We start from the raw sequence: 17,091 nt of genomic DNA, 5'->3' as shown, positions 1-17,091 counted from the left end.
GCATGGGCACGCGCCTGCGGAGATCGGTGACGGTCTTGCCGGTGGGCTACGGCCCGGTCCAGGGCATGGGCATGCGCCTGCGGAGATCGGTGACGGTCCTGCGGATGGGCTACGGCCCTGGTCAGTGCGTGAGCACGCGCTTGTGAAGGTCGGTGACGGTCTTGCGGGCCGACTCCAGGGCGCCCGACTGCCAGGCGATCATGTAGCTGAGCCAGTCGCCGGCGAAGTGGACGTGACCGGCCGGCTTGTTGAGCAGCTGGTATCCGCCGGTGCGGGACGGCCACCCGACCCAGGCGCCCTCGATGTGCGGCTGGAGCTTCCAGGCGACCGACACGGAGGAGGCCAGCTCGTCCCGGTATTTGGCGCCGTGGATCTTCATGCCCTGCTCGATCGCGCGCTTCTCCCGCTGGGGGTGCGGGAGCGCGGCGTAGGAGTCCGCGTTGGCCCCGTTGTGGTAGTAGCCGATGACGAGACCGCGCCGCGTGCCGTACCCGTAGGAGGGGTACCACATGACGGACAGGTCGAGGTCGGTGTTGGTGATGCCGCCGTAGATGTTCTCGTCGATCTCCCACCACCGGCGACGGTACTCCAGGCCGATCTTGCCGGACGAGGTGACGGTCGGCATGGACAGGGCGGCCTGCACGTCGGGGCCCAGGTTGTGCGGGGTCTTGGCCAGGATGTGCGGCGGCATCGTGGCCACGCAGAAGTCCGCCTTGATCTTCCGCGTCCTGCCGTTCCTGTCCTGGTACTCGACCTCGACGCCGTCGGCCAGGTCGGTGATCTTCGTGACCTTCGATCTCAGCAGGATCTTCTCCTTGCCGACCGCGGCGGCGATCGCCTTGGGGATGGAGTCCATGCCGCCGACCGGCTGGAACATCAGCATCGCCTGGTCGTAGCCGAACTCGAAGGAGAAGCGCTGTCCGACTCCGCTGGCGAGCACGTCGGAGAGTGAGGGAACGGGACCCAGCGCGGTGCCCGGCTGCTCGCCCGCGCCGGGATCGACGCTGTGCCCCCGGCGCTCGCCACCGGTGTAGGCGAAGCCGTTCGCCTTGGTGCCGATCGCGCCGAAACCTCTCAGGAAGGAGATGAGCCTCTCCTTGTCCTGCGCGGTCAGCTTGGCGTCCAGCGCGCCGCTGTCCGTGGCCGTGGAGAGCAGCTCGGAGATGTAGCCGTAGACATCCGACTTCGCGGTACGCCAGCGGACCGGCGCGGTCATCCCCGCCGCCTCGTTGAAGATGTACGACTGGGCGTTGGAGTTGGTGAAGACCTCCAGGGGAACGCCCAGCTCGCGGCAGTAGTCCATGGTGACCATCCACTGCGCGAGCCTGGCGGGCCCGGCGTTCATGTAGACGCCCTCGGAGAAGCGGGAGATCTGGGTCGAGCCGTCCAGCTCCGTGATCCTGTCGCCGCCCCTGATGGTCCAGTTGCGGCCGCCGACCCGGTCCAGCGCCTCGAGCACGGTGCAGTCGTAGCCCGCCTTGCCCAGCTCGTAGGCCGTGGCCAGGCCCGCGACGCCCGCGCCGAGCACGACCACCTTCTTCGCGCCCCTGCCGGTGAGGGTGAAATCGGACGGCTGCGGAGGAGTGAAAGCCGTACGGGTCATCGCCTCGGCGGTGGGCGCGAGGCCGAGCGCACCCATCGTGGCGAAGAGTGCGCCTGCGCCACCCGTCGTGCCGACCGCTGTCAGAAAACCACGCCTGCTGTAACTCAAAGAAACCTCCAAGATCTTTGGAGGCAAGTGTGAGCGGGATCTATTGCGTAAGATCGACGATCTCGTTCCGGGAATATTTCCCAGCCAAAACTCAGCTTTCTCGCCCGAAAGCACTTCTTTTCGATCGAGTGGCCCCTGACTCCGCGCCACAGCGGAGTTCGTCGAGGCGATGCCGGGACCGCAACCCCATAAAGTAGCGGCATGGTGATTCTGGACGGCGGGCTGGCCACGCATTTGGAGGCGCTGGGCGCGGACCTGCGCGACGAGCTCTGGTCGGCGAAACTCCTTCTGGAGAATCCCGCGGTGATCCGGCAGGCGCATCTCGACTATTTCGCCGCGGGGGCGGAGGTGGCGACCACCGCGAGTTACCAGGCGAGCATTCCGGCGTTCGTACGGCGGGGCCTGAGCCCCGCCGAGGCCGAGGATCTGATCCTGCTCTCCGTGCACCTGGCCGTCGAGGCCCGCGACGCCCACGGTTCGGGCACGGTGGCCGCCAGCGTCGGTCCCTACGGGGCCTACCTGGCCAACGGGGCCGAATACACCGGCGACTACGACCTCGACGAGGACGGCCTGACCGACTGGCACCGGGAGCGCTGGCACATCCTGGCCGGCAGCGAGGCCGACCTGCTGGCGTGCGAGACCATCCCGTCCTACACCGAGGCCAAGGCGCTGAAGCGGCTGCTCGCCGAGACTCCGGAGATGCGGGCGTGGGTGAGCTTCTCCTGCCGCGACGGTGAGCGCATCAACGACGGCACCCCGCTGAAGGAGGCCGCCGCGCTGTTCGCCGGCGACCCGCAGGTGATCGCGGTCGGCGTCAACTGCACCGCGCCGCGCCACATTCTCAGCCTTATCGGCCAGATCAAGGGCAAGCCGGCGATGGTCTACCCGAACTCCGGTGAGCTCTGGGACGCCGCGAGCCACAGCTGGCTCGGGCTGGCCGACCCGGTGGAGTTCGGTCAGGCCGCCGCCGAGTGGAACGCCGCGGGCTCCGCCTTCGTCGGCGGCTGCTGCCGCACCACCCCCGAGCACATCCGCCAGATCCGCGCCCACCTCACGGGACAGCCCACCGGCTGAAGCGCGACCGGGACTCACGACCGCCGAACTCCCCGGCGGTGCGTCTCGTCCTCACGGGGCGGCACACCGGCCGGGCGCGTGAGACGGGATTCACGGCCGCCCTGAATCCCGTCTCACGACTTCCCGTTCTTGTTACCGTGCCGGCCGCGCGAACGCCCTCGCGGCCGGCACCGCGGCGTCCGCCCGGGGCTCGTAGCGCTCCAGCCGCTGGGTGCCGCGGATCAGGGCTCGCAGGTCGGCGAGGGTGCCGGAGATCGCGCCGTCGGCCCTGGCCTGGACCAGGACGTTGCCGATCGAGGTGGCCTCGACCGGCCCCGCGACCACCGGAAGACCGCAGGCGTCCGCGGTGAGCTCGCAGAGCAGGGCGTTGCGAGAACCTCCACCGACGATGTGGATCACATCCACCTCCTGCCCGGTGAGCCGCTGGGCGTCCTGGAGCGCCGCCCGGTGTGCCAGCGCGAGGGAGTCCACCACGCAGCGGACGATCCGGGCCCGGGTCTCCGGGACCGGCTGGCCGGTGCGGCGGCAGAAGTCGGCGAGGCGTCCCGGCATGTCGCCGGGCGCGTGGAAGACCGGATCGTCGGCGTCCACCGTCGACCGGAACGGCGCCTCCCCTGCGGCCTGCCCGAGCAGCGCCTCCAGGTCGACGCGCTCGCCCCCGGTCTCCCAGACGCGGACGCACTCCTGCAGGAGCCAGAGGCCGGTGACGTTGCGGAGGTAGCGGACGGTGCCGTCGATACCGGCCTCGTTGGTGAAGTTGGCCCGCCGCCCCTCCTCGCTGATCATCGGCTGGTCCAGCTCGACGCCGACCAGCGACCACGTGCCGCAGGAGATGTAGGCGAACCGCTCGCCGTCGGCCGGGACCGCGGCCACGGCCGAAGCCGTGTCGTGCGAGCCCACCGCGATGACCGGGGTGCCCGGCGGCAGCCCGGTCTCGTCCGCGGCCTCCGCCGTCAGCGGGCCGATCACCTCGCCCGGCCGCCGCAGCGGCGGGAGGATCTTCGAGGCGGGGCCGAAGCCGCCCGCCAGGACGGCGTCCCACTCGCGGGTCCTGGCGTCGAGCAGCTGGGTGGTGGAGGCGTTGGTCAGCTCCGCGCCGATCTCCCCGGTCAGCCAGTACGCGATCAGGTCGGGGATGAGCAGCATCGTCGTGGCCGAGCCCAGCCGGGGCTCGGCGGCCAGCTGGTGGATGGTGTTGAACGGCTGGCGCGCGATGCCGGTGCGGGCGTACAGCTCCTCGAAGGGGACCCGGCTGCTCACCTTCTCGGTGCGGCCGTCACGGTAGTGCACCGGGTTGCCGAGCAGCGCGCCGCGCTCGTCCAGCAACCCGTAGTCCACCGCCCAGGAGTCCACCCCGATCCCGTCCACGGGGCCGGCGGCCCGCAGGCCGTCCAGCACCCCCCGGTAGATGCGCAGGATGTCCCAGTGCAGCGTGCCGCCCGCCCGTACGGGCACGTTCGCGAACCTGTGCACCTCGTGGAGGTTCAGCGTGCCGGGGCCCACCTCGGCGACGACGACCCTCCCGCTGGAGGCGCCCAGGTCGACGGCCGCGTACCGCCTCATCGCAGGAACGCCGCGGCCACACCCGCGTCCACCGGGATGTGCAGGCCCGTGGTCTGGGTGAGCTGGGTGAGCTGGAAGACGGCGGCGGCGATGTGCTCGGGCAGCACCTCGCGCTTGAGCAGGGTCCGCTGGGCGTAGAACTCGCCGAGCTTCTCCTCCTCCACGCCGTAGACGGCCGCCCGGTTGGCACCCCACCCGGAGGCGAAGATCCCGGATCCGCGGACCACGCCGTCGGGGTTGATCCCGTTGACCCGGATGCCGTGGCCGCCCAGCTCGGCGGCGAGCAGCCGGACCTGGTGCGCCTGGTCGGCCTTGGCCGCGCCGTAGGCGACGTTGTTCGGACCGGCGAAGACCGCGTTCTTGGAGGAGATGTAGACGATCTCCCCGCCCCGCCCCTGCTCGATCATGACGCGGGCGGTCTCGCGGGAGACGAGGAACGACCCGCGGGCCATCACGTCGTGCTGCAGGTCCCAGTCGGCGAGCGTGGTCTCCAGCAGGGAGCGCGACAGGGACAGCCCGGCGTTGTTGACCACGAGGTCCACCCCGCCGAAGGCGAGCACCGCCTGCCGTACGGCCGCGGTGACCTGCTCCTCGGAGGTCACGTCCACCGCCACGGCGAGCGCCGTCTCGCCCAGCTCGGAGGCCACCTTCTCGGCCGCCGCGAAGTCCCGGTCGGCCACGACCACGCACGCGCCCTCGGCGGAGAGCCTGCGTACGGTCGCGGCGCCGATGCCCGAACCGCCGCCGGTCACGAACGCGACCCGGGTCGCCAGCGGCTTGGCCGGGGGCATCCGGCGGAGTTTGGCCTCCTCCAGGTCCCAGTATTCGATGCGGAACTTCTCCGACTCCTCGATCGGCGCGTAGGACGACACCGCCTCGGCTCCGCGCATCACGTTGATCGCGTTGACGTAGAACTCGCCCGCGACCCGGGCGGTCTGCTTGTCCTTGCCGAAGGAGAACATGCCCACGCCGGGGACCAGCACGATCGCCGGGTCCGCGCCGCGCATCGCGGGCGAGCCCGGGACGGCGTGCCGGGCGTAGTAGGCCGCGTACTGCTCCCTGTACTCGGCGTGCAGCTCGCGCAGCCGCGCGGTCACCTCGTCCAGGGGTGCGTCGCCGGGCAGGTCCAGGACCAGCGGCGCGACCTTCGTGCGCAGGAAGTGGTCGGGACACGAGGTGCCGAGCGCGGCCAGGCGGGGGTGCTCGGCGCGCGACAGGAAGTCCAGCACCTCGGCGGTGGCGGTGTGGTGGCCCACCTGGGGCAGGTCGGTCGAGGCCAGGCCGCGGATCAGCGGGAACAGCGCGGCCGCCCGCTCCTGCCGTACGGCCTCCGGCAGAGGCTCGTGGATCACCGGGCCGAACGGGTCGGGCCTGCCGTGTTCGGCCAGGTAGGTCTCGGCGGTGCGGATGATGTCCAGGGAGTTGGCCGAGCACTCGGCCGAGGTGTCACCCCAGGCGGTGATGCCGTGCCCGCCGAGAATGCAGCCGATCGCCTGCGGGTTGGCCGCCTTGATCGCGGCGATGTCCAGGCCGAGCTGGAATCCGGGCCGCCGCCACGGCACCCAGACCACCCGGTCACCGAAGATCCGCACCGTGAGCTCGGGGCCGTCGGCGGCCGCGGCGATCGCGATGCCCGCGTCCGGGTGGAGGTGGTCCACGTGCGCCGCGTCCACCAGGCCGTGCATCGCCGTGTCGATCGACGGCGCAGCGCCGCCCCTGCCGTGCAGGCAGAAGTCGAACGCGGCGACCATCTCGTCCTCGCGTTCCACCCCCGGATACACCTCGGCGAGTGCCCGGAGCCGGTCCAGCCGCAGTACGGCCAGACCGCCCTCGGTGAGCGTCCCGAGGTCCCCGCCCGAGCCCTTCACCCACATCAGCTCGGTGTCCGACCCGGTGACCGGGTCGGGGGCCGAGCCCTTGGCCGAGGTGTTGCCCCCCGCGTAGTTCGTGTTACGCGGATCGGAACCGAGAGCACGCGACCGCTGGAGAAGCTCCTCAACAGCCGAATTCATGACATCTCCCACTCACTAGTTGCTTGCCTTCCACAGGCGCCGAGGAACGGCGCACCCCATCTCGCCCTGGCCGATGGCCGGGGTCAGGCGCCCCAGCCGGCGGGGGCGCCGCCGACCCGCTCATCCCGAACCCTCTCGAAATACCCCGACCGGGCATACGCCGCCATCGGATCGGGATCCAACCCCATCTCCGCCCGCACCTGCCCCAGCAACGGCCGCACATCGGTGTTATAGGCATCCATCACCACCGCATTGGCCCCCAGCACATCCCCCGCCGCCTGCGCCACCGACAACGCCCCCCGATCCACCAGCAACGCCTTCGCCGTGGCCTCCTGCACATTCATCACCGACCGAATCTGCCCCGCGATCTTCGGCTCGATGTTGTGACACTGATCCAACATGAACGCCCCCCCGGCCTCCGCCTCCACCCCCCCCCCGCCGATCACCTCGAACATGATCCGAAACAACTGAAACGGATCCGCCGCCCCCACCATCAGATCGTCATCGGCATAAAACCGCGAGTTGAAGTCAAACCCGCCCAGCTTGCCCTCCCGCAGCAAAAACGCCACGATGAACTCGATGTTCGTGCCCGGCGCATGATGACCGGTATCCACCACCACCTGCGCCCGCTCGCCCAACCGCAGGCAGTGCGCATACGCGGTGCCCCAATCCGGCACATCACTGACATAAAACGCCGGCTCAAACAACTTGTACTCCAGCAAAAACCGCTGGCCCTCGCCCAGCCGGGCATACACCCGCTCCAGCGCCACCGCCAAACGATCCTGGCGGGCGCGGATGTCGTCTTGGCCCGGATAGTTGGTGCCATCGGAAAACCACAGCTTCAACGTTGATGAGCCGGTGGCATCCATGATGTCCACGCACTCCAGCAGATGATCGATCGCCCGCGCCCGCACCCTTGGGTCCGGGTTGGTCACGCTGCCCAGCATGTAGGCGTCATCTTGGAACACGTTGGAGTTGATCGCCCCGATGCCCACTCCCAGCTCCGCCGCCCGGGCGGCCAGCGCGCCGTAGTCGGCCACCCGGTCCCACGGGATGTGCAGCGCCACCGTGGGCGCCACCCCGGTGAAGCGGTGCACCTGCGCCGCGTCGGCGAGTTTTTCAAACGGGTCGCGGGGCACTCCGGGCTGGGCGAACACCTTGAATCGGGTGCCGGAGTTACCGAACGCCCAGGAGGGGGTCTCGATGTGCTGCCGCCGCAGCAAGTCCTTGATCATAAAAATCCCTAATCCAGGCCGCGCACGAACTACGTCTAAAACGTTTTAAGAGCCGATTATGAAGCTACGCGGGACGCATAACACTGTCAACGCCTCCGAACAGGGTTACGAGATTGATACGTTTTTACCCGTAACGACCCGGGCATCGACGGCAACGGCGGCGAGAACCAGCCGCCCGAGTGCCAGCGGGGTGACGATGGGAAACCTCGGGGAGACGATCACCGCGACCACCGTCGCCCCACCAGGCGAACCGGATGGCGACCTTGCCGCCGGTCGCCTCGCCGCCGCCGCCGCAGGCGGACACCGTCGCGAGCGGCCCGGCCGCCGGCGCTCCCGCCAGGGCACGCTTACCGATCTTCATGCTTCTCTCTTGGTAAGCGCTTTCCCAACGCGCGAAAAAAAGAGGTCCCCCGGATCGACAGTTGCATCTCCCCCGGGCCCCCGACCCCGACCCCCGGCCCCCGGAAACCCCGGCCTCGGCCGTGAGCGGGGCGCCCCCGGCCCGCGTTTCCCCGAACCGCCATCGGGGGTTCCGTCCCCGCCGCAAACGACCACGTTTCTCCCTTCCAGGTCGAAGCGCTTCGAATGAACGATGAGCAGCACGCCCGTCATATCGGCTTTACCGGGGATTAAAACGTTCCTCCCCCGGCCGCGCAAGGCTCATTCGCCGAGCGGTTCCGCCGGAGACCGCAGGAAATCCTCACAATGACGCCAATGACGCCGGCAGGCCGCCCCGCGGCCTGCCGCGGCGGGGGCATGGATTGCCCGATGGTTACGGATCACGGCCGGGCGCCCTCGCCCGTCGGGAGGCCGCTCGCCGGATGACCACCGGTGACCGTGATCGTCACACGCCCTCGAATGGTCCTCGTGATCAAAACGTTTTAGGCCTGAAAGCGGAGGCCGGACCCGGCAAGTCGAAAGTTCCGACGCCTTACTGGCGTCCAAGCGGTTGTTACGTTTTAATCTGTGCTCATGAGTTCGGTGAGCATCAAGGAAGTAGCGGCGCGGGCCGGAGTCTCCCCCGGCACGGTGTCCAACGTGCTCAACCGCCCGGAGAAGGTCGCCGAATCAACACGCATCCGCGTCGAGGAGGCCGTCCGCGACCTGGGGTTCGTCCGGCACGGCTCGGCCTCCAGCCTGCGGGCCGGGCACAGCCGCACGGTCGGCCTGTCGGTCATCGACATCGGCAACCCGTTCTTCACCGACGTGGCGGCGGGCGTGGAGGAGGCGGCCAGCGAGCGCGGATACGCGGTGATCCTGGGCAACTCCTCGGGCGACCGGCTCAAGGAGGAGCGCAACCTCCTGGTCTTCGCCGAACAGCGGGTCCGCGGGGTGCTCATCACCCCGGCGGGGGCGGACCTCGCGAAGGTCGACCAGCTCAAGGACCGCGGCATCAACGTGGTCCTGGTGGACCATCCGGCGACGCGGGCCGACCAGTGCTCGGTGGCGGTCAACGACGTCACCGGCGGTTCCCTGGCGGTCTCCCACCTGCTGGCCGCCGGAGCCGACCGGATCACCTACGTCACCGGCCCTCTCACGATCCGCCAGTGCGCCGACCGCCTGATCGGCGCCGAACGGGCGCTGACCGCGGCGGGCCACGACCCCGGGGAGGCGCTGGAGGAGCTCGCGATGAGCGCGATGAACGCCCGGTCCGGGCAGCAGGCGGCCGAGAAGCTGATCGCCGAGGGGCGGCTGCCTGACGCCGTGTTCTGCGCCAACGACCTTCTGGCCCTCGGCATGCTGCGCGGGCTGCTCCAGGCGGGCGTCCGGGTCCCCCAGGACCTCTCCCTCATCGGCTACGACGACATCGACTTCGCCTCCGCCTCCGCGGTCTCGCTCAGCTCGATCCGGCAGCCGACCCACCGGCTCGGCCGGGTCGCCACCGAGTTGCTGCTCGACGAATGCGACAACCCGGACTCACACGCCCACCAGCAGATCATGTTCCAGCCCGAGCTGATCGTCCGCGAGTCGACCCGCTGACCTCCTCCGGACCCGGGTCCAGGAGGCTCGGCCGGGGTCCGCTCCGGCGAACGACACCCTCGGGGGTGGCCATGAGGCGCGTTTTCGGATCGCACTAGGCTCGAAACAGCGGCTGGCGAACCCATCGACCATGAGGACCGCGAGCAGGCGTCCCAGCGGGCGGGACAGGAGCTTGGCTCAAGACAGTGGCTGACGAACCCATCGACCCCGATGTCGATCTCACCGATGCGCGCCGGCGCCGCGAGCTGCGCCGCTCGCACTACGGCGTGCTGGCGGTGATCGCCGCCGGCGGCATGATCGGCACGGGCGCCCGCTACGGCGCCGGCCTGCTGTGGCCGGCCGCACCCGGCTCCTTCCCGTGGGCCACGCTGGGCATCAACGTCTCAGGGTGCCTGCTGATCGGGATCCTCCTGGTGGCTCTGACCGAGGCGTGGACGGCGCCGGCCTGGGTCCGGCCGTTCTTCGCCACCGGGGTGCTGGGCGGATACACCACCTTCTCCACCTACTGCGTGGACATCGAGCGCCTGGTCTCCGGTGGCCGGGCCGGCACGGCGCTCGGCTATCTGGCGGCAACGGTCCTGGCAGCCTTGGCCGCGGTGACGGCCGGGTCGTGGACCACCCGCCGGCTCCTGGCGCTGAAGACGGCAAGGAGAACACGATGATCCTGTCCGGACGGGCCCTGCGGCTGACAATCTTCGTCGACGACACCGACACCTGGCATCACCGCCCCATGTACACCGAGATCGTGCACCGCGCCCACGCGGCCGGACTGGCCGGGGCGTCGGTCTTCCGCGGCATGGAGGGCTTCGGCGCCACCCAGGTCGTGCACACCACCCGGCTGCTGACGATGACCGACGACCTGCCGGTAGCCATCATGATCGTCGATATCGAGGAGAAGGTCCGCGCCTTCCTGCCCCGGTTGGACGATCTGCTGATCGAGGGTCTGGCCATCCTGGACGAGGTCGAGGTCGTTGCCCACCGCGGCGGGCAGGCCCGGTGAACTGGCTGCTGGTGCTGATCGGCGGCGCCGTCGGCGCGCCCTTGCGCTATCTGACCGACCGGGCCGTGCAGGCCCGTCACGACACGGTCTTCCCCTGGGGCACCTTCGCCGTCAACGTGGTGGGCTCGCTGATCCTGGGCGCCCTGACCGGGGCGGCGCTGTCCGGGGCGGCGGGCCCCGGAGTGCAGCTGCTCCTGGGCACCGGCTTCTGCGGGGCGCTGACCACCTACTCGACGTTCTCGTACGAGACGCTGCGGCTGGCCGAGACCGGCGCGAGGTTCTTCGCCGCCGCCAACGTCATCGCCTCGATCGCCGCCGGTCTGGGGGCGGTGTTCGTCGGCCTCGCGCTCGCCCGGGCGCTCTTCGGTTGAGCCATTCGATGCCGGTTCCCGGCAAAACCCACGGTGCCGGCGCCTGACGGATGAGCCCCTCGGTGCCGGAGACAGCCGGAGACATTCGTCGGGAACCGGCACCCCGCGGGCGGCCATCCGGCGGGCGTCTCCGCCACCGGCCCACCGTGTCTCCGCAGGCCGGCGTCTCCGCAGGCCGGCGCGACACCACGGACTCCGTACGGGCACGGACACACCGGCCGGCATGCCCGAACCCCTCAGACGGCCGCGGGAGATCGAAGACCCTAAGGAAGGGGGCGCTTGACGGCTTCCTTGGCGGCGCGGGCCGCCTCGACCTTGGCACTCGCGGCGTATTTGTCGACGTACTCCTGGCCGGAGAGCTCCATCAGCGCGTACATGATCTCGTCGGTGACGGCGCGCAGGACGAGCCGGTCCTCCTCCATCCCGTAGTAGCGGGAGAAGTCCAGCGGCTTGCCGAACTTCACCCCGGGACGGATGCCCAGCTTGGGAAGGGCGTGGCCGGGGGGCATCATCTCGAAGGTGTTGACCATCGCCCACGGAATCACCCGCACGCGGGACTCCAGCGCCAGCCGGGCCACGCCGGTCTTGCCCTTGTAGAGGCGGCCGTCGGGAGAGCGGGTGCCCTCGGGATAGATGGCGAGCACCTGGTTCTCGTTCAGGATGCGCTTGCCCGTACGGAGCGCCGCCTCGCTGGCCTTCCCCCCGGACCGGTCGATGGGAACGGTGCCGACCCCGCTGAAGAATGCCTTGCTGAGCAGGCCCTTGATGCCCCGGCCCGTGAAATAGTCGGACTTGCCGAGGGAGATCACCTTGCGCCGCAGGAAGAGCGCTCCGAAGAAATGGTCGGCGAACGACAGGTGGTTACCGGCCAGGATTACCGGCCCGTCCTTCGGGACGTTCTCCACACCCTCCGCCCACGGGCGGAAAATGAGATGGAGGAAGGGCCCGAGGATGGCCTTCACCACCCAGTAGAACACTCGATGCTCCTTCGATTGACAGGCGAGGACCTGGAATTATCCTCCCACTTCAGACCCCGACCACCTACACCCTCAAACCACTCAAATACACCTCTCGCAAAATACCGCCCACTCGTGCGACGATCGGGCGAACCAAAGGAGCCGCGATGCCAGTCATGCCCGGTGCGGAGCCGTACCACCACGCGGGAGGCCAAATCGGCGTTCTGCTCTGTCATGGATTCACCGGGTCTCCGCAGTCGCTGCGCCCCTGGGGCGAATACCTGGCGGAGGCGGGCATGACAGTGGCACTACCCCGGCTGCCCGGCCACGGAACCACCTGGCAGGAGATGAACCGCACCCGCTGGGAAGACTGGTACGCCGAGCTGGACAAGACCCTGGCGGACCTGCGCGGCCGCTGCTCCGAGGTCTTCATCATGGGCCTGTCGCTGGGGGGCTGCATGGCCCTGCGGCTGACCGAGGTCAACGGCGACGGGATCAAGGGGCTGGTGCTCGTCAACCCGTCCGTGGTCAACGACGTGCCGCTGCTCAGGCTGGCGCCGCTGCTCGGGCTCGTGGTCCCGTCGGTGCCGGGCGTCGGCGGGGACGTCAAGAAGGAGGGGGTGACCGAACTCGCCTACACGCGCACCCCGCTCAAGGCCGCGGCCACCCTCCCGCGACTCTGGTCGCTGACCCAGTCGGAACTCGGGAAGATAACCCAACCCGTTTTGGTTTTCCATAGTCCACAGGATCATGTGGTGAAATCGACCAGTTTGCGTATTCTGCGTGAGAAGCTGACCGGGGGGAATCTGAATGTGGTGGAGCTCACCGACAGCTACCACGTCGCGACGCTTGACAACGACGCGGAGCGGATCTTCGCGGGGAGCCTGGAGTTCATCCGGACGAACGCCTCGGTACCCTTGCAGAGAGACTGAGCGCGAGCGGGGGAAGCGCGGTCTCCGGGAGAAAGTGACCGGCCGATGGATAACGAGCCCAGCTAAGTGACACCTCAAAGCGATGAGGACGAGGTCTGGCGTCAGATCGTCGCGTCCTTCAACGACACGGCCGAGCGCGACTCGGCCGATCAGCCGTGGCCGGACAGCGAGAACCTGCCCTCCGAACCTCCACGACGAGTGATCAAACAGCCGGACGAGGAAGAGCACCTCCTGATGGAGGACGACCTCGCCGACCCCAAAACCGATTCGGACCCGGATTCGGAACAGGCCGACGACGAGGGCCACTACGTCCCCCCGCAGCCACCCCCGCTGCCCAAGACGGACGCCACCACCAAGGTCGCGTGGCTGGCCCTGTTCGGCGGTCCCGCCTACCTGTTGCTCAGCGCCGCGTTGAACTGGCACCTGCAGGGCTGGATGTTGTTCACCGCCGTCGCCGCGTTCATCGGCGGTTTTGTGGCGCTGGTGGTGAGGATGGGCGACGGTCCGCCCAGCGACTCCGGCTGGGACGACGGCGCGGTCATCTGACGGGCGTCGGCCGTCTGACGGGCGCGGCCGTCCGACGGTCACGCCCGGCGGCGTCCGACGACCGCGGTCCTCCCGCGGCCGGGGCGCGGCTAGGGCTTGGCCCGCTCCGGGGTGCCGAACCGCTCGATCACGTCGGTGTATCGGCCGGCCGCGTCCACCACGTGGCCCACGGTCCACACGGTGCCGGTGCCGGGCAGGTAGGCCAGGGACTGGAGCCTGATGGTGCGGGAGGCGGGAGCTTCGGGGCCGCGCAACGTCTCGACCTTGTGGCCGTCGTAGCTGAGCACAAACGCCTCCTCCGGCTGCTCCAGGTCCACTCCCGAGATCCAGAAGTGGCCCTTGCGGTCGCCGGTCACGCCGTACAGGCGCACGTCCCCGCCGCCGGGAGACACCCGGGACCATTTCTTGCCGTTCCAGGACAGGATCAGCGGGATGATCCTGTCGGCTCCCTGCGAGACGCCGCCGACCGCCAGTGCCCGCTTCGGGCTGTCGAAGTAGACGTCACGCAGGTAGCCGCCGGGGATGTCCGGGATATGGAAGGTCTTCCAGCGCGAACCGGACTGCCTCATGATCAACGGCTTACCGGCGGAGTCACCCACCGCCCATCCGTCGCTCTTGCCCGACAGTGCCACGCCGTACAGCGTGCCCCGGTCCGGAAGCTGGGTGAACTTCCACTTTCCGTCGGTCCCGGTCATGATCAGTGGTTGCTTGTCGCGACTGCCGACGGCGGCCATCCGGCCCGTGGTGGCCGCCACCCCGCCCAGCCAGTCGCCCACGTGCAGCCTGTCGATGGTGATCCTGTCGAAGGACGTGCCGTCCCCTCTCGCGAGGTACGGCAGGCCGTCATGACCCTCGCCGACGGCCCACAGCTCGGTCGGCGAGGCCGCCGCGATCGAACGCAGGAGCCCGGCACCGGTGGGATCGTTGCGGATGCCGACCTCGGTCCAGGTCGTGCCGTCCCAGTGGGTGATCGCGCCACGGCTCTGCCAGATGTCCCAGACGCTCTGCTGACCCACCGCCCAGACGCTGCCGGCCGAGATCCCCGCCACGTCGGACAGCGATCCGTCCCTGCTCAGCCCCGCGCTGACCGGAGCCTGCCATGCTTCCAGCGTGGACGGACTGACAGGATCGGCGTGAGCAGCGGACGGGTGCGAGGACAACAGGAGCAGGCCTCCCGCGCAGAGCGCCAGCGCACGCCGCGGAAGGCGACGGGTCATGCCACAAATGGTACGGGGCGCTCTCGCCCTCATGTACCGCTCCCCTCGGTTGACCTCAACCGGCCGGGGTGATCCGACGCGGCGACCTGCCGACTGCCGTAAAATCCGCGATCTTCCCGGGCCGCCAGGACCGGCCCGCCCGGCCGAGCCGTCCGCTCCTGGCGGCCCGCTCGACGGTCTCCTGGTGGACCTGCTCCAGGCGGTCGTCGATCCCGGGATGCGGGTGACTCAGCTCGGCGACCACCGGCAGGTGATCGGTGGCCGCCACCAGGTCGGCGGGGTCGGCGTCGATCCCGCCGCAGGAGACCACCGAGAAGCCCGCCACCGCGAAGATCGCATCGATGCGCTTGTGCGGGCCCCTGGCCGGGAAGGTGAAGCCGTCGCCGCGCGGCGAGACCGTGTAGCAGTCGGTCAGCCGCTCGGCGAGGTGCTGCCAGGTCGGCTGGTCGGACTGCTCGTTGATGTCCCCGGCGAGCACGGGCAGCGCGTCGAACCGATCGGCGGCGGCCTGCAGCAGCGTCACCGCCTCACGCGCGTGGTGCAGCCGGGCGGTCTCGTCGAGATCCAGGTGGATGGAGCCGACGGCCACCCGCTGTCCGTCCATCTCCACCACGGCGATCGCGATCGCGCGCCGCTCCAGGCCGAAGAAGCACTTCAGCAGGTGGCCCTCACCGCGCAGGAGCCTCACCCCCGGGCCGACCAGCACGGCGACTCCGCCACCGCGGCGGCCCGCCGCGACGGTCAGCCCTCCGGAGGCGGCCAGCCGCCCGCGCTTACCGCGCCAGCACAGGAACCGGGGCGCCTCCTGCACGCAGAGCACGTCGGCACGGAGCCCCGTGATCACCCGCCCCAGCGCGGCGACGTCGTCTCGCATCGAACGCACGTTGTAGCTGGCGACTCTGAGCACCATGGACACCTCACCGGATACTTAGGGCAGATGCCCCGTCCTTCAGAACGGGGAGGAAGCACTTCTTGTGTTTTCTCTTGGTGTGCGAGTGGGGCTCGGTAGGGGCGGGGTGTTCCGCGATAGCCAAGTGGGGCATGTTTTGTTTGAACACGGCAGGGCGTGCCGTGTCTGCGCGGGGAGGCTTCGGGGTTGCCCGGGCCGATGAACCGCGAACCGACAGACCCGGCTGGAAGGCCGGGTGCTGGAATCCCCGGTTTTCAAACCGGGGAGGACGTCAATTGACCAAGCGTGGCGCGATCGTAACCGCACAGCGTGCGACATGCCACCATCTACGCATAAATCGCATATGAGCAGGTCAGGCGCGGCAAACTTCGGGGTGCCGGGAGCAAAAAAGCCTTTGGTCAGCGCCTTCGGGGTGGAGTTCGAGATCGACATCTTGGGGGTGAGAGGTCTCCAAGGCCGGGCTTCTGGGGCGAGATGCCGAGATCAACACCTTCGGGAAGAGCCCTCCAGGATCGAGCCTCCGGGTGGGAGCACCAAGATCGGCACTTTCGGGAAGAGCCCTTCGAGGCCGGGCCTCCGGGCGGGAACGCCGAGGTCGACGTCTTCGGGGTGAGATCGGGGATCAGCGTCTCCGGGCGAGGTCCGCGGCGCCGACCAGACCCGCCGACGCGCCAAGCTCGGCGAGGCGGATATCGGCCAGGGGACGATGCCCCCTGCCGGTCAGATGAGCGGCGAAGGACTCACGGGTCTGATCGAGCCAGAGGTCCGCGGCGCGGGAGACGCCGCCGCCGAGGATGAAGCAGCCCGGATCGAGGATCGCGGCGAGGTCTGCCAGACCCCGGCCGAGCCACTGGGCGATGGAGGCGAACGCGGCCAGTGCCGCCGGGTCGCCCTGCCTGGCGGCTTCTGTGACCTCGGGGCCCTCGATGAGGTCGGGCGTACCACCGGCGATCTTCAGCAGCTTGGCGGCCTGTTCGGGGTTGGCTTCGGCGCTCTCCCTGGCGTCGATCACCAGGGCGCTGCCGCTGGCGTACTGCTCCCAGCAGCCCAGGTTGCCGCACCCGCACAGACGTCCCTCGGGGATCACCTGCATGTGGCCGAGCTCGGCGCCCATGCCCCAGCGCCCTCGGTAGAGGGAGCCGTCGAGCACGATGCCGCCGCCGATGCCCGTGCCGACGGTCACGCACACCACGTGGGTCTCGCCGCGCCCCGCGCCGAACCTGGCCTCGCCCCACGCCATCGCGTTGGCGTCGTTCTCCACCACGACGGGCAGGCCGACGAGGTCGGACACCTTCTTCTGCAGCGGTTCCTCGCGCCAGGCGAGGTTGGGGGCGAAGCGCACGATGGCGCGGGTCTCATCGACGAACCCGGCGGCGCCGAGGCCCACGGCCTCGATCTCCCTGCCCTTCCCGAGCTCCAGGACCACGTCGCCGATCGTGTGGGCGACCTGCTCCGGGTTCTCCGCCGGAGTGGGCCGCAGAAGATGCTCGACGATGTTGCCGTCCTCGTCCACAACTCCCGCCGCGACCTTGGTACCGCCGATGTCAACGCCGATGGTCAGCGCCATTGTGCATCCACCCTCTC

At 69.5% G+C, this 17,091-nt stretch carries 15 protein-coding genes; 7 read left to right on the top strand and 8 right to left on the bottom strand.

Going from position 1 to position 17,091, the window contains the following annotated elements; genetic code table 11:
• Positions 1-121: 121 nt before the first annotated feature.
• Positions 122-1,711, bottom strand: a complete 1,590-nt coding sequence (locus DKM19_RS11975; RefSeq protein WP_369988674.1) for an FAD-dependent oxidoreductase — start codon at positions 1,709-1,711, stop codon at positions 122-124.
• A gap of 201 nt (positions 1,712-1,912) precedes the next feature.
• Between DKM19_RS11975 and mmuM the strand changes: the two genes are divergently transcribed.
• Positions 1,913-2,785 (top strand): homocysteine S-methyltransferase, encoded by an 873-nt coding sequence (mmuM, locus tag DKM19_RS11970; protein ID WP_110695764.1) that lies wholly within the window; start codon positions 1,913-1,915, stop codon positions 2,783-2,785.
• A 132-nt stretch (positions 2,786-2,917) separates the two neighbouring features.
• Here mmuM and DKM19_RS11965 read toward each other — a convergent pair whose 3' ends face one another.
• From DKM19_RS11965 to rhaI, 3 genes are all read right to left on the bottom strand, one after another.
• Positions 2,918-4,348, bottom strand: coding sequence for a rhamnulokinase family protein (locus DKM19_RS11965; RefSeq protein WP_110695763.1), 1,431 nt, complete (start codon positions 4,346-4,348; stop codon positions 2,918-2,920).
• Entirely contained in the window at positions 4,345-6,360 is a 2,016-nt protein-coding gene (locus DKM19_RS11960) for a bifunctional aldolase/short-chain dehydrogenase (protein ID WP_110695762.1), read from the bottom strand. Before DKM19_RS11960 ends, DKM19_RS11965 begins: the two co-directional genes overlap by 4 nt.
• Positions 6,361-6,443: 83 nt before the next feature.
• Complete coding sequence (gene rhaI, locus DKM19_RS11955; RefSeq protein WP_110695761.1) at positions 6,444-7,595, bottom strand: L-rhamnose isomerase; 1,152 nt, start codon at positions 7,593-7,595, stop codon at positions 6,444-6,446.
• A gap of 972 nt (positions 7,596-8,567) precedes the next feature.
• On the opposite strand from rhaI, the gene DKM19_RS11950 reads away from it, so the two are divergent.
• The 4 genes from DKM19_RS11950 (at position 8,568) to crcB (ending at position 10,946) form a co-directional block, all read left to right on the top strand.
• Complete coding sequence (locus DKM19_RS11950; RefSeq protein WP_110705660.1) at positions 8,568-9,575, top strand: LacI family DNA-binding transcriptional regulator; 1,008 nt, start codon at positions 8,568-8,570, stop codon at positions 9,573-9,575.
• Between the two features lie 185 nt (positions 9,576-9,760).
• Positions 9,761-10,237, top strand: a complete 477-nt coding sequence (locus DKM19_RS11945; protein ID WP_110695760.1) for a CrcB family protein — start codon at positions 9,761-9,763, stop codon at positions 10,235-10,237.
• Positions 10,234-10,575 carry a DUF190 domain-containing protein gene (locus tag DKM19_RS11940; protein ID WP_110695759.1) on the top strand — a complete coding sequence of 114 codons (342 nt, stop codon included), beginning with the start codon at positions 10,234-10,236 and terminating at the stop codon, positions 10,573-10,575. Before DKM19_RS11945 ends, DKM19_RS11940 begins: the two co-directional genes overlap by 4 nt.
• Positions 10,572-10,946: a fluoride efflux transporter CrcB gene (gene crcB / locus DKM19_RS11935; protein WP_110695758.1), complete on the top strand. Its 375-nt coding sequence runs from the start codon at positions 10,572-10,574 to the stop codon at positions 10,944-10,946. The genes DKM19_RS11940 and crcB overlap by 4 nt, the downstream gene beginning before the upstream one ends.
• A gap of 263 nt (positions 10,947-11,209) precedes the next feature.
• On the opposite strand, the gene DKM19_RS11930 is transcribed toward crcB, so the two are convergent.
• Positions 11,210-11,923, bottom strand: coding sequence for a 1-acyl-sn-glycerol-3-phosphate acyltransferase (locus DKM19_RS11930; protein ID WP_089205036.1), 714 nt, complete (start codon positions 11,921-11,923; stop codon positions 11,210-11,212).
• A 146-nt stretch (positions 11,924-12,069) separates the two neighbouring features.
• Between DKM19_RS11930 and DKM19_RS11925 the strand changes: the two genes are divergently transcribed.
• Together DKM19_RS11925 and DKM19_RS11920 are read left to right on the top strand one after the other, a co-directional pair.
• Complete coding sequence (locus DKM19_RS11925) at positions 12,070-12,834, top strand: carboxylesterase (protein ID WP_110695757.1); 765 nt, start codon at positions 12,070-12,072, stop codon at positions 12,832-12,834.
• 66 nt (positions 12,835-12,900) lie between these two features.
• Positions 12,901-13,380, top strand: a complete 480-nt coding sequence (locus DKM19_RS11920) for a hypothetical protein (RefSeq protein ID WP_110695756.1) — start codon at positions 12,901-12,903, stop codon at positions 13,378-13,380.
• An 89-nt stretch (positions 13,381-13,469) separates the two neighbouring features.
• Here DKM19_RS11920 and DKM19_RS11915 read toward each other — a convergent pair whose 3' ends face one another.
• From DKM19_RS11915 to DKM19_RS11905, 3 genes are all read right to left on the bottom strand, one after another.
• Positions 13,470-14,597 (bottom strand): hypothetical protein, encoded by a 1,128-nt coding sequence (locus DKM19_RS11915; protein ID WP_110695755.1) that lies wholly within the window; start codon positions 14,595-14,597, stop codon positions 13,470-13,472.
• A 55-nt stretch (positions 14,598-14,652) separates the two neighbouring features.
• Entirely contained in the window at positions 14,653-15,507 is an 855-nt protein-coding gene (locus DKM19_RS11910) for an endonuclease/exonuclease/phosphatase family protein (protein ID WP_162641442.1), read from the bottom strand.
• 622 nt (positions 15,508-16,129) lie between these two features.
• The gene (locus tag DKM19_RS11905; protein ID WP_110695754.1) at positions 16,130-17,074 is read right to left on the bottom strand and encodes an ROK family glucokinase; all 945 of its coding nucleotides are present in this window, start codon (positions 17,072-17,074) and stop codon (positions 16,130-16,132) included.
• Positions 17,075-17,091 lie beyond the last annotated feature (17 nt).

It is taken from the genome of Streptosporangium sp. 'caverna', from assembly GCF_003203775.1.
GTDB classification, from domain to species: domain Bacteria; phylum Actinomycetota; class Actinomycetes; order Streptosporangiales; family Streptosporangiaceae; genus Streptosporangium; species Streptosporangium subroseum.
This window is presented reverse-complemented; position numbering and strand designations above follow the sequence as displayed.

Excerpts from the sequence above, each read along its gene's own strand:
- mmuM (WP_110695764.1), top strand. The coding sequence starts at position 1,913 with ATGGTGATTCTGGACGGCGGGCTGGCCACGCATTTGGAGGCGCTGGGC.
- DKM19_RS11965 (WP_110695763.1), bottom strand. The coding sequence starts at position 4,348 with ATGAGGCGGTACGCGGCCGTCGACCTGGGCGCCTCCAGCGGGAGGGTC.
- DKM19_RS11960 (WP_110695762.1), bottom strand. The coding sequence starts at position 6,360 with ATGAATTCGGCTGTTGAGGAGCTTCTCCAGCGGTCGCGTGCTCTCGGT.
- rhaI (WP_110695761.1), bottom strand. The coding sequence starts at position 7,595 with ATGATCAAGGACTTGCTGCGGCGGCAGCACATCGAGACCCCCTCCTGG.
- DKM19_RS11950 (WP_110705660.1), top strand. The coding sequence starts at position 8,568 with ATGAGTTCGGTGAGCATCAAGGAAGTAGCGGCGCGGGCCGGAGTCTCC.
- DKM19_RS11940 (WP_110695759.1), top strand. The coding sequence starts at position 10,234 with ATGATCCTGTCCGGACGGGCCCTGCGGCTGACAATCTTCGTCGACGAC.
- DKM19_RS11925 (WP_110695757.1), top strand. The coding sequence starts at position 12,070 with ATGCCAGTCATGCCCGGTGCGGAGCCGTACCACCACGCGGGAGGCCAA.
- DKM19_RS11915 (WP_110695755.1), bottom strand. The coding sequence starts at position 14,597 with ATGACCCGTCGCCTTCCGCGGCGTGCGCTGGCGCTCTGCGCGGGAGGC.
- DKM19_RS11910 (WP_162641442.1), bottom strand. The coding sequence starts at position 15,507 with ATGGTGCTCAGAGTCGCCAGCTACAACGTGCGTTCGATGCGAGACGAC.
- DKM19_RS11905 (WP_110695754.1), bottom strand. The coding sequence starts at position 17,074 with ATGGCGCTGACCATCGGCGTTGACATCGGCGGTACCAAGGTCGCGGCG.